The organism is Streptomyces sp. NPDC037100, from assembly GCF_055606225.1.
The window spans coordinates 277,335-299,974 of sequence record NZ_JBVJSX010000004.1; the positions used below are offsets into that span (position 1 = coordinate 277,335).

General features: G+C 68.9%; 26 protein-coding genes and 1 pseudogene. 12 read left to right on the top strand and 15 right to left on the bottom strand.

Annotated elements, in window-relative coordinates; translation table 11 throughout:
* Positions 1-146: 146 nt before the first annotated feature.
* The 8 genes from ACZ7EG_RS15455 to ACZ7EG_RS15490 all read right to left on the bottom strand — a co-directional run bounded on the left by ACZ7EG_RS15455 (position 147) and on the right by ACZ7EG_RS15490 (position 4,452).
* Positions 147-392 carry a SpdD protein gene (locus ACZ7EG_RS15455; protein ID WP_471077764.1) on the bottom strand — a complete coding sequence of 82 codons (246 nt, stop codon included), beginning with the start codon at positions 390-392 and terminating at the stop codon, positions 147-149.
* 25 nt (positions 393-417) lie between these two features.
* Positions 418-612 carry a hypothetical protein gene (locus ACZ7EG_RS15460; protein WP_018471713.1) on the bottom strand — a complete coding sequence of 65 codons (195 nt, stop codon included), beginning with the start codon at positions 610-612 and terminating at the stop codon, positions 418-420.
* Between the two features lie 15 nt (positions 613-627).
* Positions 628-819, bottom strand: coding sequence for a mobile element transfer protein (locus tag ACZ7EG_RS15465; RefSeq protein WP_471077767.1), 192 nt, complete (start codon positions 817-819; stop codon positions 628-630).
* 2 nt (positions 820-821) lie between these two features.
* Entirely contained in the window at positions 822-1,004 is a 183-nt protein-coding gene (locus ACZ7EG_RS15470; RefSeq protein ID WP_471077770.1) for a hypothetical protein, read from the bottom strand.
* Positions 1,005-1,020: 16 nt separating this feature from the next.
* A complete protein-coding gene (locus ACZ7EG_RS15475; RefSeq protein ID WP_471077773.1) occupies positions 1,021-1,686 on the bottom strand; it encodes a DUF2637 domain-containing protein in 666 nt (221 codons plus the stop codon).
* Positions 1,687-1,774: 88 nt separating this feature from the next.
* Positions 1,775-3,154 carry an FtsK/SpoIIIE domain-containing protein gene (locus ACZ7EG_RS15480; protein ID WP_471077775.1) on the bottom strand — a complete coding sequence of 460 codons (1,380 nt, stop codon included), beginning with the start codon at positions 3,152-3,154 and terminating at the stop codon, positions 1,775-1,777.
* Positions 3,154-3,510 carry an SCO3933 family regulatory protein gene (locus ACZ7EG_RS15485; RefSeq protein WP_471077778.1) on the bottom strand — a complete coding sequence of 119 codons (357 nt, stop codon included), beginning with the start codon at positions 3,508-3,510 and terminating at the stop codon, positions 3,154-3,156. The genes ACZ7EG_RS15480 and ACZ7EG_RS15485 overlap by 1 nt, the downstream gene beginning before the upstream one ends.
* Before the next feature lie 156 nt (positions 3,511-3,666).
* Positions 3,667-4,452, bottom strand: coding sequence for a GntR family transcriptional regulator (locus ACZ7EG_RS15490; RefSeq protein ID WP_466733368.1), 786 nt, complete (start codon positions 4,450-4,452; stop codon positions 3,667-3,669).
* Between the two features lie 107 nt (positions 4,453-4,559).
* Here ACZ7EG_RS15490 and ACZ7EG_RS15495 point away from each other — a divergent pair, with 107 nt between their 5' ends.
* The 5 genes from ACZ7EG_RS15495 (at position 4,560) to ACZ7EG_RS15515 (ending at position 8,186) form a co-directional block, all read left to right on the top strand.
* A complete protein-coding gene (locus ACZ7EG_RS15495) occupies positions 4,560-4,967 on the top strand; it encodes an NUDIX hydrolase (protein WP_384312301.1) in 408 nt (135 codons plus the stop codon).
* 46 nt (positions 4,968-5,013) lie between these two features.
* A complete protein-coding gene (locus tag ACZ7EG_RS15500; RefSeq protein ID WP_471077781.1) occupies positions 5,014-5,448 on the top strand; it encodes an ATP-binding protein in 435 nt (144 codons plus the stop codon).
* 98 nt (positions 5,449-5,546) lie between these two features.
* Complete coding sequence (locus ACZ7EG_RS15505) at positions 5,547-5,789, top strand: hypothetical protein (RefSeq protein ID WP_471077784.1); 243 nt, start codon at positions 5,547-5,549, stop codon at positions 5,787-5,789.
* Positions 5,786-6,163, top strand: a complete 378-nt coding sequence (locus ACZ7EG_RS15510; protein ID WP_471077787.1) for a hypothetical protein — start codon at positions 5,786-5,788, stop codon at positions 6,161-6,163. The genes ACZ7EG_RS15505 and ACZ7EG_RS15510 overlap by 4 nt, the downstream gene beginning before the upstream one ends.
* Before the next feature lie 484 nt (positions 6,164-6,647).
* Positions 6,648-8,186 (top strand): pentapeptide repeat-containing protein, encoded by a 1,539-nt coding sequence (locus ACZ7EG_RS15515; protein WP_471077789.1) that lies wholly within the window; start codon positions 6,648-6,650, stop codon positions 8,184-8,186.
* Positions 8,187-8,680: 494 nt separating this feature from the next.
* Here the strand turns inward: ACZ7EG_RS15515 and ACZ7EG_RS15520 are convergent.
* The 5 genes and pseudogenes from ACZ7EG_RS15520 to ACZ7EG_RS15540 form a co-directional block, all read right to left on the bottom strand.
* Positions 8,681-9,051, bottom strand: a pseudogene (locus tag ACZ7EG_RS15520) (tyrosine-type recombinase/integrase); the annotation flags it as partial.
* A gap of 13 nt (positions 9,052-9,064) precedes the next feature.
* The gene (locus ACZ7EG_RS15525; RefSeq protein ID WP_471077792.1) at positions 9,065-12,439 is read right to left on the bottom strand and encodes a S8 family peptidase; all 3,375 of its coding nucleotides are present in this window, start codon (positions 12,437-12,439) and stop codon (positions 9,065-9,067) included.
* Positions 12,440-13,525, bottom strand: a complete 1,086-nt coding sequence (locus ACZ7EG_RS15530) for a CU044_5270 family protein (protein ID WP_471077795.1) — start codon at positions 13,523-13,525, stop codon at positions 12,440-12,442.
* Positions 13,522-14,166, bottom strand: coding sequence for an RNA polymerase sigma factor (locus tag ACZ7EG_RS15535; RefSeq protein ID WP_471077798.1), 645 nt, complete (start codon positions 14,164-14,166; stop codon positions 13,522-13,524). Before ACZ7EG_RS15535 ends, ACZ7EG_RS15530 begins: the two co-directional genes overlap by 4 nt.
* Before the next feature lie 765 nt (positions 14,167-14,931).
* Positions 14,932-15,348 carry a hypothetical protein gene (locus tag ACZ7EG_RS15540; protein ID WP_471077801.1) on the bottom strand — a complete coding sequence of 139 codons (417 nt, stop codon included), beginning with the start codon at positions 15,346-15,348 and terminating at the stop codon, positions 14,932-14,934.
* Positions 15,349-15,622: 274 nt separating this feature from the next.
* Here ACZ7EG_RS15540 and ACZ7EG_RS15545 point away from each other — a divergent pair, with 274 nt between their 5' ends.
* From ACZ7EG_RS15545 to ACZ7EG_RS15570, 6 genes are all read left to right on the top strand, one after another.
* Positions 15,623-16,837 carry a helix-turn-helix domain-containing protein gene (locus ACZ7EG_RS15545; RefSeq protein WP_471077804.1) on the top strand — a complete coding sequence of 405 codons (1,215 nt, stop codon included), beginning with the start codon at positions 15,623-15,625 and terminating at the stop codon, positions 16,835-16,837.
* A complete protein-coding gene (locus ACZ7EG_RS15550) occupies positions 16,834-17,376 on the top strand; it encodes a flavoprotein (RefSeq protein ID WP_471077807.1) in 543 nt (180 codons plus the stop codon). The genes ACZ7EG_RS15545 and ACZ7EG_RS15550 overlap by 4 nt, the downstream gene beginning before the upstream one ends.
* A gap of 162 nt (positions 17,377-17,538) precedes the next feature.
* Complete coding sequence (locus tag ACZ7EG_RS15555) at positions 17,539-17,835, top strand: hypothetical protein (RefSeq protein WP_471077810.1); 297 nt, start codon at positions 17,539-17,541, stop codon at positions 17,833-17,835.
* 495 nt (positions 17,836-18,330) lie between these two features.
* On the top strand, positions 18,331-19,044 hold the full coding sequence (locus tag ACZ7EG_RS15560; RefSeq protein WP_471077813.1) for a DUF5994 family protein: 714 nt from the start codon (positions 18,331-18,333) through the stop codon (positions 19,042-19,044).
* Between the two features lie 10 nt (positions 19,045-19,054).
* A complete protein-coding gene (locus ACZ7EG_RS15565) occupies positions 19,055-19,327 on the top strand; it encodes a hypothetical protein (RefSeq protein WP_471077816.1) in 273 nt (90 codons plus the stop codon).
* Between the two features lie 181 nt (positions 19,328-19,508).
* Positions 19,509-19,823, top strand: coding sequence for an STAS domain-containing protein (locus ACZ7EG_RS15570; protein WP_471077819.1), 315 nt, complete (start codon positions 19,509-19,511; stop codon positions 19,821-19,823).
* A 191-nt stretch (positions 19,824-20,014) separates the two neighbouring features.
* On the opposite strand, the gene ACZ7EG_RS15575 is transcribed toward ACZ7EG_RS15570, so the two are convergent.
* Positions 20,015-20,317, bottom strand: coding sequence for a putative quinol monooxygenase (locus ACZ7EG_RS15575; protein ID WP_471077821.1), 303 nt, complete (start codon positions 20,315-20,317; stop codon positions 20,015-20,017).
* Positions 20,318-20,342: 25 nt separating this feature from the next.
* Positions 20,343-21,329, bottom strand: coding sequence for a carbohydrate kinase family protein (locus tag ACZ7EG_RS15580; RefSeq protein ID WP_471077825.1), 987 nt, complete (start codon positions 21,327-21,329; stop codon positions 20,343-20,345).
* A gap of 252 nt (positions 21,330-21,581) precedes the next feature.
* On the opposite strand from ACZ7EG_RS15580, the gene ACZ7EG_RS15585 reads away from it, so the two are divergent.
* Positions 21,582-22,598 carry a substrate-binding domain-containing protein gene (locus ACZ7EG_RS15585; protein ID WP_471078798.1) on the top strand — a complete coding sequence of 339 codons (1,017 nt, stop codon included), beginning with the start codon at positions 21,582-21,584 and terminating at the stop codon, positions 22,596-22,598.
* The last annotated feature ends 42 nt before the right edge of the window (positions 22,599-22,640 follow it).

The window sequence follows — 22,640 nt, forward strand, 5'->3', positions numbered from 1 at the left end:
AGGGCGGCCAGTTCGCCGAGTTCGTGGAGCGGGGGCGGAGTGGCGCGGGTGATGATGTCTTCTCCTTCTGGTTTCGGCTGGAGGGAGAAGACCCCCGGGGCGGCGGATGCTTGGCGGTATCGAGGCGGCCCCGGGGGTCTGCTGTGTCAGCGGCGGTGCTGGTCGCGGAGCATCGAGCGCAGGACCACGGCGGCGACGGCCACGGAGATGGCCGTGACGGCGACGGCGGCCAGGAGCGCGGTCAGCACCACGCCGCCGACGAGGACGGCCGCGACCGCTCCCGTGCTGACGGAAATCTGAGGAACGGGACGCCGCGCGGGTGCCTGGTCGGCCACGGTGTGGGGATACGCGGGCGGCGGTGTCGGGCTGTCGGGGTACTTGGGCAGGAACACAGCGAAGCTCTCCTTACCTACTCGTCTAGTCATGTGAGCCGTTGACGATGTCCACGCCGGAGCGCGTACCGGACTCGATGGCCGGAGCCATGAACGTGTGCGAGAGCCAGAAGCCGAAGAGGGCGATCAGAACGACGATCCACGTGCGGACGCCGAGGAACTTGACCGCTCCCCAGGCGAAGAAGCCGAGGACGACGACGAGCGGCAGGCTGACGGTCACGGTTTCCGGGTCCTTTCAGCGGATGGGGCAGCGGTGGGTACGGGCGGCCAGCTCGGCGGCGGCCCGGCTGTCGTAGTCAGCGGAGAAGCCGCAGCGCGGGGCCGTGCAGGCGGCGGTGTGCTTCTCCCGGCCGCGACCGTCGTAGGAGGTGCCGACCTGCACGGGGCCGATGCGGGTGACGTCGCGGAAGCGCTTCGGCGCGGCCATGGTCAGTTCTCCTGTCGCAGGCTGGGGCCGTGGAATTCACGCAGGATGCGGGCAGTTTCCTCGGGATCCGGCGTGCGGTCGGCGGCTTCTTCAGCGAGGAGCCGAGCGAGCGCCGACCGGCCGCTCGCGGCCATTTCGCGGGCCGCTTGGAGGTAGTCGGCGGCGGTGTTGAAGCAGAGAGGCATGATCCCCCTTTGGTGGTCAGGTGAGATGGGCGGCGATGGCGTCGGCCATGGGCGGCGGGACGCCGAGGCGTGCGCGCAGGGTTGGGGTGTCGATGGCCGTGCCGGTGCGGGCGTGGTGCTCGGCGGCGACCTTCCGGGCGTGTTCGACCAAGGCGGCCGGGACGGCGACCGGGGGTGAGGTCGCCTCCGGAGTCGGTACCGGCTCGACTGCCGGAGGCGCCGGGAGTGCCGGTGCAGGGTCGAGGACGGCGTCCCCCTGGTCCTCGATCTCCTCTGGCGTCTCCTCGTCCACGACGTCACGCCTCTCGACGTGCGATGCCGGCGGGGAGTGGACGAGGAGGGTTCCGCCGAGGAAGGCGATCGCGGGCCAGCCCGCGACGAGGATGCGGAGCCAGGCCGGTACGTGGTCCAGGTCGAGCAGCCCGGCGGTGGCGATGTTCGCGCCGAGGGATGCGGCGAGGGCAATCAGGAACCAGCACCATCCGGCCGCTTTCGCCTCCCCGGACCGAAGTCGGCGCCAGGCGGCGACGAGCAGCAGGTCGACGCTGATCGGGTAGGCCCACGCCTTCCACCCGTCCTGTCCGGCCGCCGAGGCGACGTCGTGCAGGTGGGCGAAGGACAACGCGGCAGCGATGACCGCTTGGACGAGCACCGCGTCGACACGGGCCAGGTGGGCACGCACGCTTCGGCTCCTTCCGGACTCAGGCATGGGAGGGGTAGGGACATGGCGCGAGGCGGTCACGCCGACCGGGAATGCGTGCGGCAGAGAATCAGTCGGTCACTGGCCGGGGCCACACGAGCGGATCCGGCGTCTCGGCGGACGGCCATACGGGCGCGTCGGGCCGGAAGGGCTTGAGTGCGGGCAGGTCGGGGACCAGGTGGGCCGAGTCGCGGCAGGTCGCGGCGGCGTCGCCGAGGGAGAGGTACGGGGTGCGGATGCGGGACCAGCCGCCGGAGGTGTCACCGGCAACGGCGAGGCCGGGCTGTTCGGGGGCGATGGCGCAGGCGGCGGAGACCGCCTCAGGGGCGATGTCGCCGAGTGCCATCTTCGCGGAGGCTTCATCGTTGACGCGGTGGCAGACGCGGCCAGTCAACTGTGCCCGCAGCATGGTCGCGCCCTTGCCGAGTTCGGCGCCGAAGCGCTGTCCGCAGACCTCCAGGTAGATGCCGGCGGCCCGGCCAAGCTGGGCGAGGCGGATGAGCTGGGTGACCATCTCGTCCCGGCGTTCCTCGTCCTTCCTCGTGGCGACGAGGAAGAGTTCAGCCACCTCGTCGACGAACAGCACGACGGACACTGGGCGTTCGTGCTCGGGCAGGCCCCAGATGTCTGAGGTGATCTCCTCGTCCGGGGTGTTCGGCGCGATGCCTTGCCGGGCCTTGATCAGGTCGTATCGGTCCTCCATTTCCTGGATGAGTGCGGGCAGCAGCTCGGCGGCCTGGTCCGGGTCGGTGGCGAGCGCCGACAGGCGAGGGGCGAAGGGCGCCAGTTCCACGCCCCGCTTGCAGTCGATGCCGACCAGAGCGACGGACTGACGGGCGAGCCCTGCGACGAGGTGCCGCAGGTACATGGACTTGCCGGACAGTGTGGCGCCGAGGGTGAGTTGGTGCGGCACGGTGCGGTAGTCGCGTACGAACGGCGTGGCGTCCTCCCGCAACGCGACCGGCACTCGCAGCAGGTCCGGGCGGAGCTTGCGCGGCATACGAACCTTCCTCAGTACGTCGAAGCCGACGAGCCGCAGTTCCACCACGCCCGGCTTAACCGTGCTCACGTAGACGGCGTGAACGCCCCAGGCGTGCCGCAGCCGTTCGGCGGAGGCGGCCACGTCGGCGGGTTCCTGGCCCGGGGCGAGCCGCAGACGGACCCGCAGCCCCGTCGAGGTCGGCCGGATGATCCCTCGACGCGGAGGCACGGGACGGACCTCACGGCGAATGGTGGCCTTGACCGCCAGGACCCGCAGTCGGGAAGGCGCCACGGTCAGGCCGCACGCCTCCATGACGGAGCCGTAGGAGCTGAGCAGCCGGACCGTGGATATCGGTAAGCCGACCGTGGACCAGTAGATGCCGGGCTGCTTGGCCCGGGCGTAGGCGGCCCCACCGCCGAGTGCGGCGACGGGACCACCAACCTCCAGCAGCGTCGTCAGGTCGGTCATCAGGCCGTGGCCCCCACGGCGGCCGGGAAGGCGGCCGGAGTGACAGCGGCGGCGCGGAAGGCGATGCCGTGGCGCTGCTGCCCGTTGAAGACACTCTCCCAGGGCCGGGCGACCAGGCCCGGCAGGGAGACCGGGGCGCCGAGGGCGAGTCCCTCCGACACCCCGCTCTCCGGGACGGTCACCTTGATCAGGGACGACTCCCCTTCCTCGATGTAGACGACGCCGATCGTCATGAGGGCCTCACCGCTTACGGCGTCCTTTGCGATCTCGCCCGTCTGCCGGTCGCGGACCTTGGGCTCAGGTGCCTCGGTCAGCAGGATCGTCGCGGCCGAGGTCTCCACACGGATGGTGCGCAAGATTCTTTCCCATCTACTCGTCTAGACAAGATGCAGCCTGCGAACCCGACGGCGCCGGGAACGTCGACCACTCTGCCACATCACTTGCCCACTCGTCTATACGAGTATGCGTGTCGAGGTGTACGAGTCCGGGGAAGTGGCCTCGCGCACCGCCGATCAGTTCGCCGGGAGCTGGTAGGAGAGGACGTAGGCGTCCGCCGCCATGACTGTGTCGCAGACCTCCACTGCCCGCCCAGCCGTGTCGAAGGCGGTGCGGATCAGGTGGATCACCGGCACGCCGGAAGCCAGTTGCAGCGTCTTCACCTCGGACGGCGAGGGCATCCGGGCCCGGATCTCCTCCTCGAAGTGGTCGAGCCGGTGGCCCAGTTCCTCGAGTCGGGCGTAGATGCCGCCGGGGCCGGGATTCGGCTCGGCGATCTGCGTACCGCGGGCGATGTCGAGCGGCAGGTAGGAGGTGGCGAACTCGACCGGCCGTCCGTCGAGGAGGTACCGGCGACGCCGGGCGAGCACGCGCCGTACGGAGCCGAGGCGGGTGGAGATGTCCTGGCTGGCCTTCTCCTCCTTGACCTCCAGACTGTCCACCTTCGGGTGGCTGCCGGCGGCGTCGGCCTCCACGATGAACGCGGATTTGCCCTGCTCGCGGTGGCGCCGGGCGAACCGGTCCGAGGCGAGGCGCCGGACAGGGGGCCGGGGCCGGACGAAGACGCCCTTGCCGTGCTCGGCGTGTACCAGGCCCTCACCCTGGAGGACCGAGAAGGAGTTGCGGACCGTCATCCGGGAAACGCCGTAGTGTTCGACCAGCTCAGCCTCAGAGGGCAGCTTCTCTCCTTCCTTGAATCGCCCACGGTCGATGGCCTCACGCAGCTGGTCGGCGATCTGCCGGAAGACCGCACGATCACTGGTCGGGTCGAGGCCGCCGAGAATGCTCGGTAGAGACGTCACGCGTACTCCTTTAGGTATCTAGACGAGTGGGCGAGTGTTGTTGCTACGGTGGAGAGCCTAGTCAGCCGAGAGGGCCGAGGAACGTGAGCACAGAACGTCCGCACTCCGTGAGCGTCGCCGGGGTCATCGTCGATGACCAAGGCCGGGCCCTGCTGATCAAGCGCCGCGACAACGGTCACTGGGAGCCCCCGGGCGGTGTCCTCGAACGCGAGGAAACCATCCCCGAGGCCCTTCAGCGCGAGGTTCTCGAAGAGACCGGCATCAAAATCGAGCTTCCCGCGACCCTGACCGGCATCTACAAGAACATGACGGGCCTGATCGTCTCCCTCGTCTTTCGCTGCCAGGCAGCCGACGGCACACCGACCACCGGAGACGAGACCCGCGCACTGCGCTGGGCCACCCGCGAAGAGGTCATCGAACTCGCCGACGAGGCCTACGCGATCCGCGTCCTTGACGCACTCGACGCGACAACCCCGCCGGCCGTCCGCGCCCACGACGGCGTGAAACTCGTCTAGCCCGAACCCGCTGCACATGGCGGCCTACCAGCATGAAGGAACTTGTATGCACGAGTATACGAGTACAGCCCGGGTCTGGGGACTGTCTTGCCCAGGTTTCCCGGAAGAGGTCAGCCGGGCCCGCCGCTGGACGCGGGACATCCTGCGCGGGTCTCCCCTGGCCGACGACGCCGAGCTGATCGTGAGCGAGCTGAGCGCGAACGCGATCCTCCACACCGCCAGCGGCACTCAGTCCGGCAGCTTCCATCTGGCACTCGCGGTCTCCCCGCAGGTGGTCGCCCTGTCGGTCACCGACGAGGGAGGCACAGGTACCGCTCCGAAGGTCGAGCACCAGGACAACGACCAGGCCGAGCACGGCCGGGGCCTGGGCATGGTCAGCGCGATCGCACACCGTGTCGTAGTCCACGACAGCCACAGCGGCTACACGGTCACCGCGGAACTTTTCACCGAGCCCCGCCCGACAAGGGGACGCCCGTGCTGACGTCCACTTGTCCCGAAGCACCGCACACAGACAGCCGACGTCTCCCCTACCAGTGCCGAGCCGCCGCCTACCCCTCGAACCAGGCCCGAGCCATCCCCATGGGGAGATACGACACCACGAGCCCGCGCCTGGCCCTGCGCTGGTTACAGGAGCGCACCCGCCACATCACCGACCAACTCGACGCCGCATACGCACAGCCCGGACTGCACTGGCTGACGGACGAAGCGGAACACGAACGAGCCCTTGCCTACATGACGGCAGGCACGGGCTACCAACTCACCCTGTACGACGAGAACACCCGCTACGTCCTCGTGGTCTACCCGACGGGACCGACCTCATGAACGGGCCAACTCACGGCTACTGGTGCGAATGCTGGACCGAGGACGTCAGCACCACAGAACCGCCGGCACTCCGGGCATCGTTCGACGCGTACTCAGCGCCCCAGGCAGACCGATGGGTGGCCATTGCCCTGCGCACAATCTCACCCGCGCTCGACTCCGACGCATCGGGCGAGGCATGGACGTGGCTGTACGACGAACGCGCCGAGACCCGGAGAGCTCTCCTGCGCTCCGAGCCATGCACAGTGACCATCAGGCACGCAGACGTCCGCATCACGTGGGACATCCGACCAGTGCTCTTTCTGCCGCTCGCACACCGACAGGGCGCCGAACTCCCAGCCTGCGCCCATGCTTTCAAGCCCCAGCAGACCGACTGAGTTACAACTTTCTCTACTGGTTCAAGGCGGCTCGCTCCGCTCACCGCGCGCGGCCCGGCCCCCGGCCGGGCCTGCGCTCCTGTCTCCGCCCCGCTCCAGCCCGGCCAGAGGCCGGACCGCGCGCACAGCAATCAGCCGCTTTCCGTGAGAAGTGGGACGTCGTAGCTGGGGCCAGTCGCCTCCCGCGGCTGGCAGAAGCGAACGGCTACCAGAATCACAGAAAGCGTATCTCGGGATCCCGAACTCTGGTCTCATATGCAGTATGAGAGTTCAGCCGCAGCAAACCTGGGAGCACTGCGGGGCCCCAAGGGAATCGGGACAACAGCCCTGTACTGGCCAAAAGGTCCCACCGTTCGAGCGTTGCCTTGCACACCTTGACGAAGGCCAGCTGAACAATTACATTTCCAGCCTGCATCCTGGAATCGATATTGACTTTAGAGGGACAAGTCTCAGCCGGAGAATTCTAAACCTGATACTCGAAGGCGTGCGAGACCCATCCGACGGGATCCCAAAGTTCGGAAGCTGCAACCTCGGCTGGGCCGAATTTTCCGACGAATTCCACCTCGAGAAGGCTGAGTTCGCAGGAAAGGCTATATTCGATGGAGCTAAGTTCCTTGACTCGGCTACATTTCACGAGGTGCAATTCCGAGATACCGCCAGCTTTTCGGAGGCAAAGTTCACGACCAGGGTTATCGTCTTCCATGGATCGCACTTCCACAAGCAGGCAATTTTCTGGGATGCCGACTTTGCCGGATTGGGGATAAGGGGTGCCACTTTCGAAGCGGATTGCCAATTCGGCGGCTCAACCTTTCACGGGGAAGTATTCCTTGCTGATTTGAAATTCAAGACATGGGTCGAGTTCGAGAACGCTACAATGGAAGGCGAATTCTACTTCTCGGGGATCGAAGCCCAAGAATTCATCTCTTTCCATGGGGCGAAATTCCAGGGGAATTATGCCGCTGGCGTTACCACAGCAAGCAATCTATCGCTGGATAACGCCAAATTTCAAGCACCCTGCGAGATAAGAGCGATTGCATGTGATATCTCTCTTTCCGGAGCCAGACTGGAAGAGCCCGCCACACTGGAAGCAGCATGCCAGAACATTGACCTCTCACATGCCATACTTCTCCACCCTCTGACAATTACGCCAATCACGGACGAGCCCCAGACGCAGACTTTGAACTCGACAATGGCGTCAGTTACGTCAATCAAGCGCGTTGATGGCGCGATGCTGATTTTGCATGAAACGGACCTCCGGCGGTGCCGCTTCGCACATGCCCGCCACTTGGATCAGATTCGCCTCGAAGGCGAGTGCTCCTTTTCGCAGCCTCCACAGCTACCGCTGCACTGGGCCTTGCCCACCAGGGCGTGGACCCGACGCAGAGTTCTTTTGGAGGAACACCACTGGCGCGCTACCCATGGAGGCCCATCATCAAGGCGGGGCTGGATAACACCTGAGGACGGAGTTCCCTCACTTCAACCAGCAGCAATAGCAGTCCTGTACAGAAACCTTCGCAAAGCCCTTGAGGATGGAAAGGACGAGCCTGGGGCCGCAGACTTCTATTACGGAGAGATGGAAATGCGACGCCACAGTAAGAAATGGGCGTCTGCGGAACGATGGCTCCTGCAAGTCTACTGGTTGGTTTCTGGGTACGGATTGCGTGCAGCTCGAACTGCTGGCTGGCTCTTTCTATCATTCTTGGTAACCCTGCTACTCATGATGGGAGTTGGGCTCCCAAACGACACACCAAAGCAGGAGATTAAGCAAGTGAAGTCAAACGGGCGAACAATGACTATTCTAGACGCGCCTGACCCGTCGCTAACATTGCCCATACGCCAGCGCTTCACTGCAAAACGATTCGATAAATCGCTGCGCATCACCCTAAATTCGGTTGTATTTCGCTCAAGTGGGCAGGATCTAACTACTTGGGGCACGTACGCCGAAATGGCAGCGAGATTTTCTGAACCAGTACTCATAGGTCTTGCAGCACTTGCCATCCGAGGGCGCATTAAAAGAGGTTGATAAAGTGTAGACACCAAAGGACCATCACAACAGGTGAGAGGCAAACCCGCCGAAGCCGAGCGCCTATTCCAAGTTGCTTCGTGACGAGGTAATAAGACAAGGTCTCACCACCACGCTTCCACCGGCGCGGCTTGCTCTGGTCGACGGCATGGCAGCGTGGCTGAGGCCGGTGGGGGTGCAGCGAGGCACACGCGTGCGTAGTCGGGCGGCGCACCCACCATCGTGGCTGACTGTCGTTGGCTGAGGTTCGTGCCACTGCCGTGCCAGATGCAGGGGTCAGCCACGGTCAACGGCGGTGTCCCGCGGTCGAGTTCTCGGCAGCCTGACCAGGTATCGAAGCACCAGGTCAGCGCCCTCACTCCCCAGCCTCTCTCCTAAAGCGGGTGTCGCAGGTTCGAATCCTGCCGGGGGCACAGCCAGAAGGGCCAGCTCAGGAGGGGTTTCCTCCAAGGCTGGCCCTTGGCCATTTCAGGCGCCGGGCCACATCCATGCCACTACGAGCCCGCCCGATCCTTTTCAGAGGGCTTGGGGCTGGCCACTCCCCCGCCTCCCCGGATCATGGCCCCAAGCCGGTCGGCGATGGCCCGGTCGCTGGTCAGGTGCTGGTAGATCAGCGCGGCTCGGGAGCTGCTGTGGCCCATGCGCGTCATCAACTCCCGGGTGCTGGCTCCCGCCGTCGAGGCGAGCGTGTTGCCCGTGTGCCGAAGGTCGTGGAAGTGCAACTCGGCCGTGACACCCGCAGCCTTCCGAGCCTTCACCCAGTCGTCCCTCCGCCGCAGTTGCCCGCCTCTGCGGATCGACGAAAACGTGTGTCTCGGTCGGCAGCGGCGAAGTGCTCCAGATGATGCGTGACCGCGTCGAGGAGTGTCTAGACCACGTCAGGTCAGGAGGTATGCCTCCAGGATCGTCACCGCGTAGGTGTTGCCGGTGGTGTCGGTCAGGGTGGATTTGAGGGAGACCGAGCGGGCGTTTTCCGGGTGGGTCAGGGTGAGGGTCCTTTTGCCGTGGGTGGTGGTCACTGGGGCGGGGGACCAGGTCTTGCCGGCGTCGTAGGAGACCTTCACCGTCAGGGATTTCAGGTCAGTGGCCGCCGGGCCCTGGAGGGAGAGGGGGATCGTGGTGCGGCGGCCTGCAGGGGCCGTGCCGGTCGGGGTCAGCTTCGGGTGGAAGCGGACCGTGGAGAGGGGCAGGGAGCCGGAGTCGGACGGGCTGGACGTGAAGGTCCAGGCCGCTGTCAGGCGGCTCGTGGTCGTGGCCACGCCTGGCGGGCGGGTCAGGTTCGTTCGGATCGTGTAGCGGGCCGGGACGGACGGGAGCTTCTCCACGGTCTGGCAGAGGTCACCGTCGTTGTCGAGCAGGGTGCTGCCGTCCGTGGTCACCGTGGTGTGGCGTTTCGCTGTGGAGGAGGCGGGGTGTCCGCTCCCGTCGGCGAGGTCGGGGACGCACAGGTCGAGGGTGTCGCCGTCGCGCTGTGCGCCGTACGGGCCGCCGGTGATCGGGCTGAAGACGCCGACGTTGTACGTCGCCGCGTAGGTCCGGCCCGCTTGGTACGACCTCGCGCTCTCCGTGCCGTAGAAGACGTCCTCGTCGTCTCCGGAGGCGTTTCGCTGGCCCAGGTTGGCCGTCCACTTGAAGCCCTTGGGCGTGGTGACGTAGATCTTCGCGGTCGTCGGCAGCGGGAAGGGGGCGCTCACCGTGCCCAGCGACAGGGTGGAGCCGCTCCACAGGACGTTTACGATGCCCTTGCGGTGGGCGACGGATGAGCCGAAGTTGCGCTTCAGCAGGGCCAGTTCGTTCATGCGCGTGGTGTGCCGATAGCCGGTGGGGAAGCGGTCGGGCAGGTTGTGGAGCAGGTGGAAGGTGGTGCTGCCCTTCTGCCACAGGCCGCCGAGCTGCGTGCTGAGCCTCCCGGCCGGGGCGGTCGGTCCCAGGGTCGCGGTGCGCAGGTTCTTGAACGTTCCCCAGAACAGGGTGCTGTTGTGCGGTTCGCTCCCGGTGTCCCCTGTGCCCACGGCGAGGTTGAGCTGGCCGTCGGACATCTTCGCGCCCTGCGGCGCGGTGATCTGGACCGGCTTCGCTTTGCGCGCGTCGAAGACGACCGTGGTGTCCCCGGTCAGCGAGAGCCGCGGCCGGACCAGCGCGAAGGTACCCCCGGGGTCGTCCATCACGGTGTCCACGACGTAGTCGCCGCGCGGGACCCGCACCCGGTACACGCCCTTGGAGATCTGCTCGGAGTCCTTGAGGTTCGTGGTCCAGTACGTGCCCGAGTACCCGAGGATCTCGGTCAGCGGAGCGCTCACGGGCTTGCCGCCGCGGTCGAGGAACTTCAGGGTGAGGTCGTATGCCTCGGCCTCGCGTACGACGCCGAAGGCGGTCCGTACGGCAGCGGGGTCGGCGCCGTTCCCCGCGGTGGCGACCAGCGTGCCCGAGTAGGCGCCGTCCACCGCCTCGACGCGGGTGTCCGCGGTGAGGTCGACGCCGGCGGTGCCGCCCGTCGGGACGGTGAGCCGTGTGGTGCTCAGCGTGAACATGCCTTCGGGGGCCGCGCTGCCTCCGGGGCCGGTCGCGGTGGCCGTCAGGTCGAGGGTGACGGGGTGGTCGCCGTCGTTGCGGTAGGTGATGTGCCGGGTGACCGGCCGGTCGTCGGTGTGGGGCCACAGCTGCTTGCCGAAGGACACGGAGGTCTGTTCGCTCGCCACCGCCCCCTCCAGTGCCCGGGAGACGTCGAGCCGGCCCGCCCCCTGCTGGTAGCCGGTCGCGCCGGTGGTTGGGGTGGTGGACGCGGTGAGCGCCTGCTTGATCCGTGCGCCGGTCCAGTCGGGGTGCCGCTGGGCGAGGATCGCGGCCGCCCCCGCCGCATGTGGTGTCGCCATCGACGTACCGGACATGGAGACATAGCCGTCGGCCGCCGGGTCGCCCAGGTAGCCGTGCGCCGCCTTCGCCGAGACGATGTCCACGCCCGGCGCCGTGAGGTCCGGTTTCAGCGCGCTGTCGGCGGTCGGGCCGGTGCTGGAGAAGTCGGCGAGGCGGTCCTCGCCGTCGACGGCGCCCACGGTGAGCGCCGATTCCGCGGCCCCCGGGGAGCCGACGGTTCCCGCGTCGGGGCCCTCGTTGCCGGCCGCGGCGACGGTGAGCATGCCGGTGCCCTTCGAGAGGGCGTTCACCGCCGCCTCGACCGGGTCCTCCCCCGGGGTGTCGTCCTGGCCCAGGCTGAGGTTGGCCACCCTGGCGCCCTGCGCGGCGGCCCACTCCAGGCCGGCGATGACGCCGGAGTCGCTGCCCTCGCCGCTGTCGTCCAGCACCTTGGCGTTGAGGATCCCGGCACCGGGCGCGACGCCCTTGTAGCGGCCGTCGGACCGTGCGCCCGAGCCCGCCAGCGTCGCTGCGACATGCGTGCCGTGGCCGACCTTGTCGTCGGTGCTGCCACTGCTGGTGAAGTCCTTCGACACCGTCACCGCCGAGGCGAGGTCCGGGTGTGTGGTGTCGACGCCGGTGTCCAGGACGGCGACCTTGACGCCCTTGCCGTCGTATCCGGCCGCCCAGGCGGCCGGGGCGCCGATCTGCGCGACGCCGCTGCCCGCCTCCCCGGCCCTTGCGCCGTCTATGTCCGCCGGCGCCTTGAACCGGCCGTCCAGCCAGACCCGCGCGACTCCCTGCTCCTCGGTGAGGGCCTGCCACATGTCGTCGGCCCCGGCCTTGGGGACGGTGATCGCGGCGCCCGCCACACTGGGCAGTTCCCGGCGCACGGTGGCGTCCGCGTCCGCGACCAGCGAGTCCTGCGTACTCCTGCGCTGGGCGGCCTTGCCCTCGTACGACACGATCAGCGGGAGCGTGCCGCGCCGGGTGTCGTCGTAGCCGGCGCGTGTCAGGTTGCTGACATCGAACAGCCGCATGTCCAGGAGGCCTTGGCCGATCAGGGCGGCGGCGTCGGCGGGAACGACGTACTGATCGCCCCCGACGCCGCGCACGGACACCGGGACGTGCTCACGGCCGGGTGCCTGCCGTACGCCCGTCACCCGGCCCCGGGCGTCCAGCCGGACCCGGTCGCCGGTGAGAAGGGTGACGTACCGGCCGACCGCGGAGGCGGAGCCCGCGGTCGGCGCGCCGAGGGCGGAGCCGTCGGGCGCCGCGACGGTGGCGGTGCCCTGCGTCCGTAAGCCGAGGCCGGAGCCTGTGGCCGCCACCGAGACGCCCGTCATCAGCCCCGCCACCAGCAGGGCGGCCAGCGAGGCGCTCGTGGTTCTGTCGCGCATTCAGCTCGCCTGCCCGGGGACCTGCTTGCTGGCGTCGACGACCGCGCGCTCGGTGATCGCGCTGGTGTGCGTGACGGTACCGACCTTGAGGGGATTGCCCGCCGTGGCCTTGACCACCACGATGCGCTCGCCGAGGAACCGCAGCGTCTTCTTGTCGAAGATCCACTCGGTGCGCTCGCCGGCGACGGGGTTCTCCCGCGCGATCGCGACTCCGTGCCGGCCCGTGGCGTCGACCGCGTCGTTCACCGCGACGACGCCGGGGATCTTGGCCGCGGCCTTGTAGAGGGCGGCGCCGACCTCGGCGGGCGGGTAGCTCGCGGTCAGCAGATCGCCGATCGCGACGAAGGCGGCCTGGTCGCGCGGCACCTCGGGGTCCCGGACGGCGTCCGACGCGCGGTAGATCCGCTGCAGCAGCGTATCGGGGTCGGTCGGCAGCTCGGCCAGGGCGTTGTAGGCGCCGCTGAACGGGGTGTCGCTCTTCAGGGTGATGCCCTTGTCGCTCGTCTTGCCGGCCTCGATCAGCCAACCGTCCCTGCCGTCGAGGGAGTTCCAGACCTGGCGGGAGTGCAGCTCGTCGCTGACCACCTCGCGCCGGTCGCCGTCAGTCTTGATGTACGTGTCGGCCACCTTCGAGGCGATGTAGATGTACTGGCCCTTGCGCGGGGTGGGCGCGGAGGTGTCGGCGGCGGCCAGGGAGATGCGTTCGAGGAGCTGGGCGGCGCCCTTGGCGTCGGCGACGCCGATGCTGGTGGTCAGTGCGGGGCCGGTGGCCAGGGCGGTCTTGCCGCCATGGGTCCCGCCGCCGGTGAGGGCGAGGCCGCCCACCACCGCGCCGGCCAGGGCGAAGGCCGCGGCGGGCAGGAGGATCGTGCGGCGCAGGAACGGGTTGGAGCGCTTCAGGGGCGCGCCCGGAGAGGTACCGGACGTGCGGGAGGAGGTGCGGAGGTCTTCGTGGATCCGGGCCATCATCTGCTCCTTGTGGAACTGGTGGCGGCCCGCCGGCAGATCCCGCTCGGCGGAGGGCAGCAGACTCTGCGTCTCCGTCCACTCGGCCGGGTGGGGCCGGTGGGAGGGGCTGGCGTTCATCGGTTTCCTTCCTGTGCGGACCGGACCGCGTATCCGCGATCACCTGTTATCTGCCGGTTCGTGCGGATGGGTTCCCGTTTTTCTCCGAGCAGTTGCGCGTCGGCGAGCTTGCGCAGCTTGGCGCGGGCTCGGGAGAGGCGGGAGCGGACGGTGCCGACCGGGATACCCAGGGCGCGAGCCGCCTCGGCGTACTCCACCCCCTCCCACAGGCACAGCGTCAGGACCTCACGCTCGGGGCGCTTGAGCAGGCTGAGGGCGGCGAGCGTGGCGTTGATACGGCGCCGGTCGTCCAGGCGTCCGGCGGTCTCCTCGGCGTGGTCCTCGACCCGTTCCTCGGCGGCGTGCGCGGCGGCCGCGGCGCTCGCCGCGTTGCGGTAGCGGCGGTTGCTGCGGTGGTGGGAGCGGGCGACGTTGGTGGCGATGCCCAGCAGCCACGGCCGCAGCGAGCCGCCCTCGGCCTCGACCGAGGCACGGCGCCGCCACGCCTCCATGAAGGTCGTCGACATCACGTCCTCGGCCAGCGACCAGTCGGCGGTCAGCCGGAAGGCGTGGTTGTACACCGCGCGGGCGCACGCGTCGAAGAGTTCCGCGAAGGCGTCCGGATCTCCGTTTCGCACCCGGGTTCGCATATCTGTGGTCACGTCTTGAACTGACGTACGGTGCGGGCGAGTTCCGGTGAGACACGTCACAGCCGTCGTACAGGTCACCGGGGCGGTGACCGCACGAGGACTCGGTGGACATGGCAGCCGCTCAGCCGCGCACCGCTCAGGCTGCGAGGCCCGAAAGCAAGGCGCCCGATCTGATGCGGGACCCGGTCCGGGGGTGCGCAGGCTGGTCGAGGAGCTGTTGGAGGTGTCGAAGCCGAACGCGGGCGCGGAACAGGCTGATCCGGCAACGCCCACCGGCACGGGCGGGCACCGGTCTCACCGACGGTGAACGACGCCGTTGTCGTCGTACGCAAACCAGGCCCGGGCTGCGGCAGAGCTGCTCGCCCACGGGCCGCAGCACTTGCGGACCGGAGCGGCCGAGAACCGACGGGGCCAGGGCCTCGGGCTGACGATCGCGCCGGTCCAGGCACAAGCCATCCAGGCGCGCCCGGAATAGATCTCCCTTGCCCGACGATGCTCCGCCCTGTCCCGAGTGCAACAGCCCCTGTGGTCGGGCGGCCTGGTGCTCGCCGGGCAGGACGACGACGGCCGACGGACCTGCCGGACTTCGTGGCGGTGCACATGTAGTGGCAGTAGGCGGACCGACCAGGCGATCCGTTGCTTCCGGGCATGTCGGCCGAAGGTTCGCGGCCTGGTCGTCGGCGGCCCTGCACGTCGGGCACGTCATGCAGTGGTCCGCCAGGCGCTCGAACGCGACTGCCCAGAGGGCGTCGACGGACGACGGATACTCGCGGCCGCTCACGCCTCCGGCTCCGCGGGCGTGCAGTGCCGTCCGGCAGCGATCAAGCGGGCGACCTCGACGGGCGAGCACAGTGTCGATGGCGAGTCCATAGGCGCCGACCAGTAAGTGGCGCGGGGACGAGTCCACTGCACGGCGTCCACTCGCGGCACGCCGAGGTAGCTGCCGCGGCCCAGGCAGTCCACGTCCATGGCCCGCCAGTCGTCGAGGGCCTGGTGCCAGGTTCTGGGCATGCTCGCGGGGACCAGGGCGTAGTACCGGTGGAAGCGCGGATCGCAGATGATTGGGCCGCCGTCGAGGGTCTCGCGCAGGAACTGGTCCAGCTTGGGGGCCTCGGTGATGCCAGTGAGGGCGACGAGGAGGCGGCCGGGGATCCGCACAGCGGAGAACAGGGTGCCCAGCGGAAGCAGCGTCACCTGGTGCTGGTCCCATTCCAGCCTGGCGCGGTCGCGGCTCTGTGCCGGAAGCGTTGCCAGCAGCCAGTGCTCCGAGGCCAACCGACGGTCAGCGATGGGGTGAATGAGCACGCCGGGCGCAGAATGGATCGGTCGTAAGGCCAGATGGCTGTGATCGCTGTTCAATTGCTCGCGCCTCTCCTGTCGCATGTGGTCCGCCTCACACATGAGACCGTAGGGCGCGGTACAACGGAGGTGGGCACGCAAAGTGCGTGCCTTGTACGGGGGCCCTGGGATGGACGCTTCAGGCGTCGGCCGGCGCATCGCCTACTGGCGAGCCGAGCGCGGCTACACCCAGTCGGACTTCGGCCACCTCATGGGCCAGACGAAACGCTGGGTGCAGGACGTCGAAGGCGGGAAGCGCCAACAGGACCCGCGGTTTTCGGTACTGGTGCGCGCGGCCGAGATCCTCCGCGTCCCGCTGGAGCAGCTCTTGAACGACACTGTGCCCCAGCAGCCCCCAGACAGCACCCCGCCCGCTGACGCCCTCCGCGTCATCGACGCCCTGTACGGCCCCGACCGCGACGACGAGTTGCCCCAGCGGGATGTTCTGCAACGTCGCCTCGATTACTGCTGCGTGGCGTTCCAGGCCTGCCACTACGCTGCGCTCTCCCGGGATCTGCCGGCACTGATCGGGCATGCCGGGCGGTTGGTGCACGCGGCGCCCGTCGGCGAGCAGGGTGAGGCGCATGCGCTGCTCTCCCGCGTGTACCAGCTCGTCACCTCGTACCTGCATAAGTACGGTGCGGCGACGGCGATCCCGGCGGCGCTCGCCGCTGACCGGGCGCTGGCCGCCGCCGAGCGGTCCGGTGACCCGGTGCAGATGGGCGCGGCCGCCCGGCGGGTCGCGAAGAGCCTCGTCCACCAACAGCGTCCGGACGCGGCGGTCGAGTTCGCGACGGCGGCCGCGCGGCGCCTGGCCGACAGGCTCACCGACCGCGGGGCGCTCGGCCTTTCCACCCTCGGAATGCTGTACCTGTCCGCCGCGCTCGCCGAGTCCTCGCAGGAGCGGACCTCCGGGCACGTCGCGGCGGCGGGCGGGTACCTGGCCGAGGCCGGGGACGTAGCCGCGCGGCAGGGCGCCGACCTGGACGAGGACTACACCCAGTTCGGGCCGACGAACGTCACGTTGCACCGGATGGACGTGCTGCTCCGCTTCGAGGACGGATGGTCCGCGCTCGAAGCCGCAGAGGATGCGAGGCCCGAAGCGCTCGCGGGGATGACCCGGGAGCGGCAGGCCGGGCACCGCGTCGCCATCGCGCGCGCCTCGCTGCTGACCCGGCGCAAGGACGCCGCCGCAGCAGCCCTGCTCCAGGCCGACGAGCTGGCGCCCGAAGAGGTGCGCGGACGCCCGGAGACGGTGAACCTCGTCAAGGACGTGGTCCGCGTCACCCGGGCCCCCGGACCGGCCTTGCGCACACTCGCCGGGCATTGTGGACTGCGGGCATGACCCAAGTGCTCTACCTCATCGCCTGCGCCGCTGGCCCGACCCAGCACATTGACGACGGCGTCCGCGCGGCGCAGGCCGACGGCTGGGACGTGTGCCTCATCCTCACCCCGTCGGCAGCGACCTGGTGGGAGCCGCGCATGGAAGAACTCGTCGAGCTGACCGGGCACCCCGTTCGGTCGCGGTACAAGCTTCCGTGGGAGAAGGACGCCCTACCGAAGGCCGACGCGATGCTGGTCGCTCCGATGTCGTGCACCACGTTGAACAAGTGGGGAGCCGGCATCTCGGACACTGTCGCCATCGGTATCCCGTCGGAAGCAGTGCACATGGGCGTGCCAGTCGTAGCGATGCCCTACTTCAACCAGGCTCAGGGCGCGCAGCCAGCGGTGGCACGGTCGATTGCTGTCCTGCGCGAACAGGGCATCTTGGTCCTCAATGGCCCGGAGGGATACCAGTCGCACCCTCCGAAGCGGGGGAACCCGCATGCGTATCCCTGGGGGAAGGCGCTCGCTGGCCTTCGGCGAAAGACCCGCGCTCGCTGACCCCGGACACGACGAAACGCCCCCTCCGGTCCGAAGGCGAGAGTGGGCAAGAGCTCTCACGAAGCCAGTCGGGCAGGCTCAGAGCATCACCGCCCGCGTCCTCGACGCTCACGACGGGGGCTTGGCCGCTGGGCCGATCGGCTGAGGCGCGGTCGCTAACCGATGGACACGGTGCTTGTGGGCGTGGGAGCGGGCGTCGCCGTGTTCCTGGCGGATCGTGTTCTGCTGGCTATGGAGTCTCGGGGCTGGATCTACTGGCGCAAGACCAAGGGGCTGTCGTCCATCGGCGTCGACTTCATGCAAGAGGGCGATCCCGGGGCTCAGGCCATCAAACGGTCCATGGAACAGGAACGCGTACGCAAGAACGTCAGGCCGGCCGAGGACCCGCCCTTCCAGGTGGATCTGGACGCCGGCACTGTGCGCATTCGACGTACTGGACGCGATGGGCAAGAGACGTAGCACCGGTGTCAGCACGCCCAGGCAAAGTCACCTCTGGTGTGCTGTGGTGGTCTGTATGTGACGGGCGCCGCACATTGCCGACACCAATTCTCGGCATCGGCTGGCCGGGGTGACCTGAATGTTCCCGCCCTGGTTGGTGTGCTTGCTCGACCACCGGAGATCCACCTCGCTGGTGAGGCCGGGACGCGGCGGCTATCGGTCTCGATCACTGTGCCGTCGACGCTGGGTGGCCGTGGCCTGCCGTCTTCGCCGTGAGCAGTGCTCATTCGTGGCGTACTCCTCGAGGTGCACCGCCCGGCGGCCGGGTCCGACCACTGTCCGCGCGCGATGTCCGACTCGACGGGTCAGGGCTGCTCGGGCGTCGGTCTTGGTCGCCTACGTCTTCTCCGCCGGGCGCGGTCGCCATGTCTCCGGGCCCTTACCGGGAGACCACCCGGCGGCCGCTCCGGCTCCGGGCGGCCGCACACTCCGCGCTGCGGCGGAGCGCGGAGTAGTGTGGACCGTACCGAGGGCATTTCGCACAACGGCTTCCACGCCGGGTCGTTCTCGGCGAAAGACGAAACCCGGGCCGCCGCAGAGGCGGCCCGGAGACGGGTCCGCATCATGTCGGCGACCTTGAACCCAACCCTGCCGCACCACGAGCCCGTCGCAGCCCCGGCCGCGCGCCTCGCGCTGAAGACCGAAGGCACCTCCCGCGGACTCCTGGACGGTGCCTGGTGGCCCCGCTCCCGGGATCTCATGAGCGAACTGCCCGCTCTCACCGGTGTGTTGGACCCTTTGTGGGGCCGTATCACCCGCATCGCCGTCAACCCGAAGTACTGGCCGGTCATCCCCGGCAAGGTTCCCGTGGAGGGCCACATCGTCAAGGTCGGCTGGTTCACCCCGGAGATCGACCCGCACAAGCTGCTGCTGCTCTCCTACGGCACCAGCCGCTGGGATCTCCTGGTCATCCCGCCCGAGACCGGGGCGGAGTCGGCGGCCCGGCTGATGGCCGCCGCGTGCGACCACGACGGCCCGCCGCTGACCGCGAGCGCGCTCATCACCGCGGACCAGGCCCGGCACGGCGTCTTGGCGGCCGACCGGCCGCTGGACCCGGACGAGGCATGGGAGTACGAGGGCGGCGCGTCCGCGGTGCCCGCGGTGTCCGCTGCCGTTCCCCCACGGACCGGTTCGCCCCGCCGGGCCGGCCGACTGATCAGCGAAGTGTGAGGTGGCCGCCGTGAACGCCTTCCTGGCAGCCGCCGCCCTCGTGGTCCTCATCGCAGCGGCGGCGTACGTGATCCACCGGCTCAACCTCCAGCACGCCGACAGAATCGCCGCGTACCGGTACAGCGCTCCCCGGCCCAGCCGCCGCGGCACGGCGCAGCCCCTGGCGGGGCCGGAGCGGTTCGAGTCGCCGACCGCCGATGAACGACGGGAACACCACGAGCGGGAACACCACGAGGGGGCCCCGCCAGCCGCGCGCCGCAGCCGTACCGTTCACCTCGGGTGATCATCGGGCGTCACCACCGGCCGCCCGGCGGCCGACGTCCCCACCACGGCCGCCCGGCGGCGCGTACGCACCGTCGGCTCGGTCCGCGGCGACGCGTGCCCGGCAGGCACGTACACCCGGACCATGGACCGTGCGAGGAGCGGCCAGGACCCGTGAACCGAGGCATCCGAACCGAGGCGTCATGACTCTTCCACAGTTGAACATCTACCGGCATGACCGGGGCAGGCGTGCGCTGATCACCCTGGCCGGTGAGGTCGACCGGGCCACCGCGCCCCAGGTGCGCGCCGCTCTGGAGCGGTGCCTGCATGACGGCATCACCACCATCGACGTCGATCTGACCACCGTCGACCGCTGCGACGACAGCGGCCTGCGCGTCTTCCTCGACGCGTCACGGCACGCCGCCGAGACCCACGCGTCCCTGCGGCTGCACTACCCGTCCCCGCAGACCACACGACTACTCGCGGACACGGGCTCCGATCGTCTGCTTCGGCGATGACACCGGGAGGGACGCGGAGCACGACGGGACGCAGAGCACGACGGGACTCAGAGCTGCGTGGTCTCGCCCTCCTGGAGTGCGCCGACAACCGCACCACCGAGGGTCCGCTTCATCGCTGTCGTCCGTCGGCCTCGGACGGCAGCAGTCGTTCCGGTGGGCGGTGCCCCGAGCAGGCGGCCGCAAGCGCACGGTTACGGATGCGTGGTCAGTGGGTCCAGGAACGTCAGTACGGATGCGTCCTCCTCGATCAGCGGAGTGAGCGCCGCGTTGAAGGGGGCGCCGTACGGTGCGTTCAGGTGTGCCTGGAAGGCGTCCTCGTCGCGGTAGACCTCGAAGATCCAGTAGGCGCGGGGGGCGGCCGCTTTCGTGTAGACGTCGAAGGTCAGGTTGCCTTCCTCCTCGCGGACCTTCAGGGCGTACTCCTGGATCAGGCGGGCGACCTCGTCCTGCGCTCCGTCCCGGGCGGTGAATTCGGCGAGCAGAGTTTTCGTCATGGTCTTCCGTCCTTGTCCGTGGGATTCAGTGGGTGGAGTCGAGGTGCCGGACCGCCGAGGCGTCCGGCGTGGGCTGCGTCAACTGGTCCTGCCAAGGCGGGTTCGGGCCGGCGACCGAGCAGGTCAGGGCTGCCACCTTCACGGCGAACAGGCAGGCCGCCTCGACATCGGCGAGGCTCAGGTCCGCCAGTCTGCCGCCGAGGAGTCCGTGGGTGCCGAGGTGGTGCAGCAGGCCTGCCGTGAAGGAGTCCCCCGCACCGACCGTGTCGACGACCGGCGTCGCCACCGCCGGCACCTGCACGCGCTCCCCGTCGAGTGAGGCCAGGGCTCCGCCGGCGCCGCGCGTGATCACCACGAGCCGTGCCCCCGCCGCATGCCAGGTGTCGCACGCCTGCTCGGGCGGTGTTCCCGGCAGGAGGAGATCCAGGTCGTCCTCGCTCAGCCGCAGCACGTCCGCGAGGCCGCACCAGTGCGCCAGCCGGGCGCGGTAGACCTCGGGGTGCACCAGGAGCGGGCGGACGTTGGGGTCGATACTGATGGTGGCCCGGGGGGCGGCCGCTGCCAGGAAGTCCTCCACCACCGCCGCTCCCGGTTCCCTGACCAGGGCCAGCGAACCGGTGTGCACGCAGGCGGTACCGGCCAGGTCCACCCGGGCCAGTTCCGCGGTCGTCCACTGCCAGTCGGCGGTGGCCTGGGCGTGGAAGGAGAACGCGGCCTGGCCCTGGGCGTCCAGTTCGGCGACGGCGAGCGTGCTGGGCTCGGCGGCCTCCACGGCGTGTGAGAGGTCCACGCCGGATGCCGCGAGGTGGGCCCGGAAGAGGCGGCCGAACACGTCGCCGGACAGCCGCGCGAGGAAGCGGGCCGGGGTGCCCAGGCGTGCCAGGGCCACCGCCGTGTTGGCCGGCCCGCCGCCCGGCAGGACGCGCAGCGCGAGTTCGTTCCGGGCCGGTGCGGGTTCGGTGAACGCGTCGGCGACGCACTCTCCCAGGACGGTGATCTGGCTCGGGCTCATGGGCTGCTCTTCTCTGGGGACGCGCGAAGCGGAAACGGGCATGACCCGGGCATGCCGGCGAAGGGCTTCGGGGCGGGTGACCGCCGAGGGGCGTTGCCGATTTGTAACGAGTGCAAGGCATTGACGTTGCCGGTGAGCGGAGTCCATCATCCTCGCCAAGCAGTGTCAACGATGACATCAGTCATCGTTGACATCGCGGGACGGCAGGCCCCGCTGCCGACCAACCCGCCCGACATCCCGCTGGAGTCGCACATGTCACGCACCTCTCGTCTGCCCTCCTCCTTGCTCAGAGTCGCCGCGTGCACGGGCATCGCGGCCCTCACCCTGACCGCCTGTGGATCCGGATCGGGATCGGGCAGCGCGAGCACCGGCTCGGGCGAGGTCAAGGTCGGCCTGATCACCAAGACGGACACCAACCCGTTCTTCGTCAAGATGAAGGAGGGAGCGGAGAAGACCGCCAAGGCCGAGGGCGTCAAGCTCATGACCGCGGCCGGCAAGTTCGACGGCGACAACGCCGGGCAGGTCACCGCGATCGAGAACATGGTCGCCGCCGGCGTGAAGGGCATCCTGATCACCCCGAGCGACTCCAAGGCGATCGTGCCGGCGATCGAGAAGGCCAAGGCCAAGGGCGTCCTGGTCATCGCCCTGGACACCCCGACCGAGCCGGAGAGCGCGGTCGACGCCCTCTTCGCCACCGACAACCTCAAGGCCGGAGAGCTGATCGGCGAGTACGCCAAGGCCGCGATGAAGGGCAAGACCGCGAAGATAGCCGCCCTCGACCTCGCGCCGGGTGTGTCCGTCGGCGTTCAGCGGCACAACGGTTTCCTCAAGGGCTTCGGCGCCACCGACAAGGACGTCGCCTGTGCTCAGGACACCGGCGGCGACCAGTCCAAGGGCCAGACGGCGATGGAGAACTGCCTCCAGAAGGAACCGGGCATCAACGTCGTCTACACCATCAACGAGCCCGCCGCACTGGGCGCGTACACCGCGCTCAAGGCCAAGGGCCGGGAGAAGGACGTCCTGATCGTCTCCGTCGACGGCGGCTGCACCGGCACCCGGGCCGTCAAGGACGGCAAGATCGCCGCGACCTCGCAGCAGTACCCGCTGAAGATGGCCGCCGAGGGCGTCAAGGCCGTCGTGACGTACGCCAAGGACGGCAAGAAGGCGTCGGGCTACACCGACACCGGGGTCACCCTGATCACCGACAAGGCACAGGACGGGGTCGCCTCCAAGGACACCGCCTACGGCCTGGACAACTGCTGGGGCTGAGCCGCCGCTCCCCGCTGCCACCGTTCGACACCCCTCTGCGGG

What these genes read in the sequence shown, in the direction of transcription:
- ACZ7EG_RS15570 (WP_471077819.1), top strand. Translation starts at nt 19,509, where the DNA reads ATGACTCTTCCACAGTTGAACATCTACCGGCATGACCGGGGCAGGCGT.
- ACZ7EG_RS15500 (WP_471077781.1), top strand. Translation starts at nt 5,014, where the DNA reads ATGCACGAGTATACGAGTACAGCCCGGGTCTGGGGACTGTCTTGCCCA.
- ACZ7EG_RS15580 (WP_471077825.1), bottom strand. Translation starts at nt 21,329, where the DNA reads ATGAGCCCGAGCCAGATCACCGTCCTGGGAGAGTGCGTCGCCGACGCG.
- ACZ7EG_RS15510 (WP_471077787.1), top strand. Translation starts at nt 5,786, where the DNA reads ATGAACGGGCCAACTCACGGCTACTGGTGCGAATGCTGGACCGAGGAC.
- ACZ7EG_RS15505 (WP_471077784.1), top strand. Translation starts at nt 5,547, where the DNA reads ATGGGGAGATACGACACCACGAGCCCGCGCCTGGCCCTGCGCTGGTTA.
- ACZ7EG_RS15465 (WP_471077767.1), bottom strand. Translation starts at nt 819, where the DNA reads ATGGCCGCGCCGAAGCGCTTCCGCGACGTCACCCGCATCGGCCCCGTG.
- ACZ7EG_RS15550 (WP_471077807.1), top strand. Translation starts at nt 16,834, where the DNA reads ATGACCCAAGTGCTCTACCTCATCGCCTGCGCCGCTGGCCCGACCCAG.
- ACZ7EG_RS15555 (WP_471077810.1), top strand. Translation starts at nt 17,539, where the DNA reads ATGGACACGGTGCTTGTGGGCGTGGGAGCGGGCGTCGCCGTGTTCCTG.
- ACZ7EG_RS15575 (WP_471077821.1), bottom strand. Translation starts at nt 20,317, where the DNA reads ATGACGAAAACTCTGCTCGCCGAATTCACCGCCCGGGACGGAGCGCAG.
- ACZ7EG_RS15480 (WP_471077775.1), bottom strand. Translation starts at nt 3,154, where the DNA reads ATGACCGACCTGACGACGCTGCTGGAGGTTGGTGGTCCCGTCGCCGCA.
- ACZ7EG_RS15470 (WP_471077770.1), bottom strand. Translation starts at nt 1,004, where the DNA reads ATGCCTCTCTGCTTCAACACCGCCGCCGACTACCTCCAAGCGGCCCGC.
- ACZ7EG_RS15545 (WP_471077804.1), top strand. Translation starts at nt 15,623, where the DNA reads ATGGACGCTTCAGGCGTCGGCCGGCGCATCGCCTACTGGCGAGCCGAG.
- ACZ7EG_RS15585 (WP_471078798.1), top strand. Translation starts at nt 21,582, where the DNA reads ATGTCACGCACCTCTCGTCTGCCCTCCTCCTTGCTCAGAGTCGCCGCG.
- ACZ7EG_RS15530 (WP_471077795.1), bottom strand. Translation starts at nt 13,525, where the DNA reads ATGAACGCCAGCCCCTCCCACCGGCCCCACCCGGCCGAGTGGACGGAG.
- ACZ7EG_RS15525 (WP_471077792.1), bottom strand. Translation starts at nt 12,439, where the DNA reads ATGCGCGACAGAACCACGAGCGCCTCGCTGGCCGCCCTGCTGGTGGCG.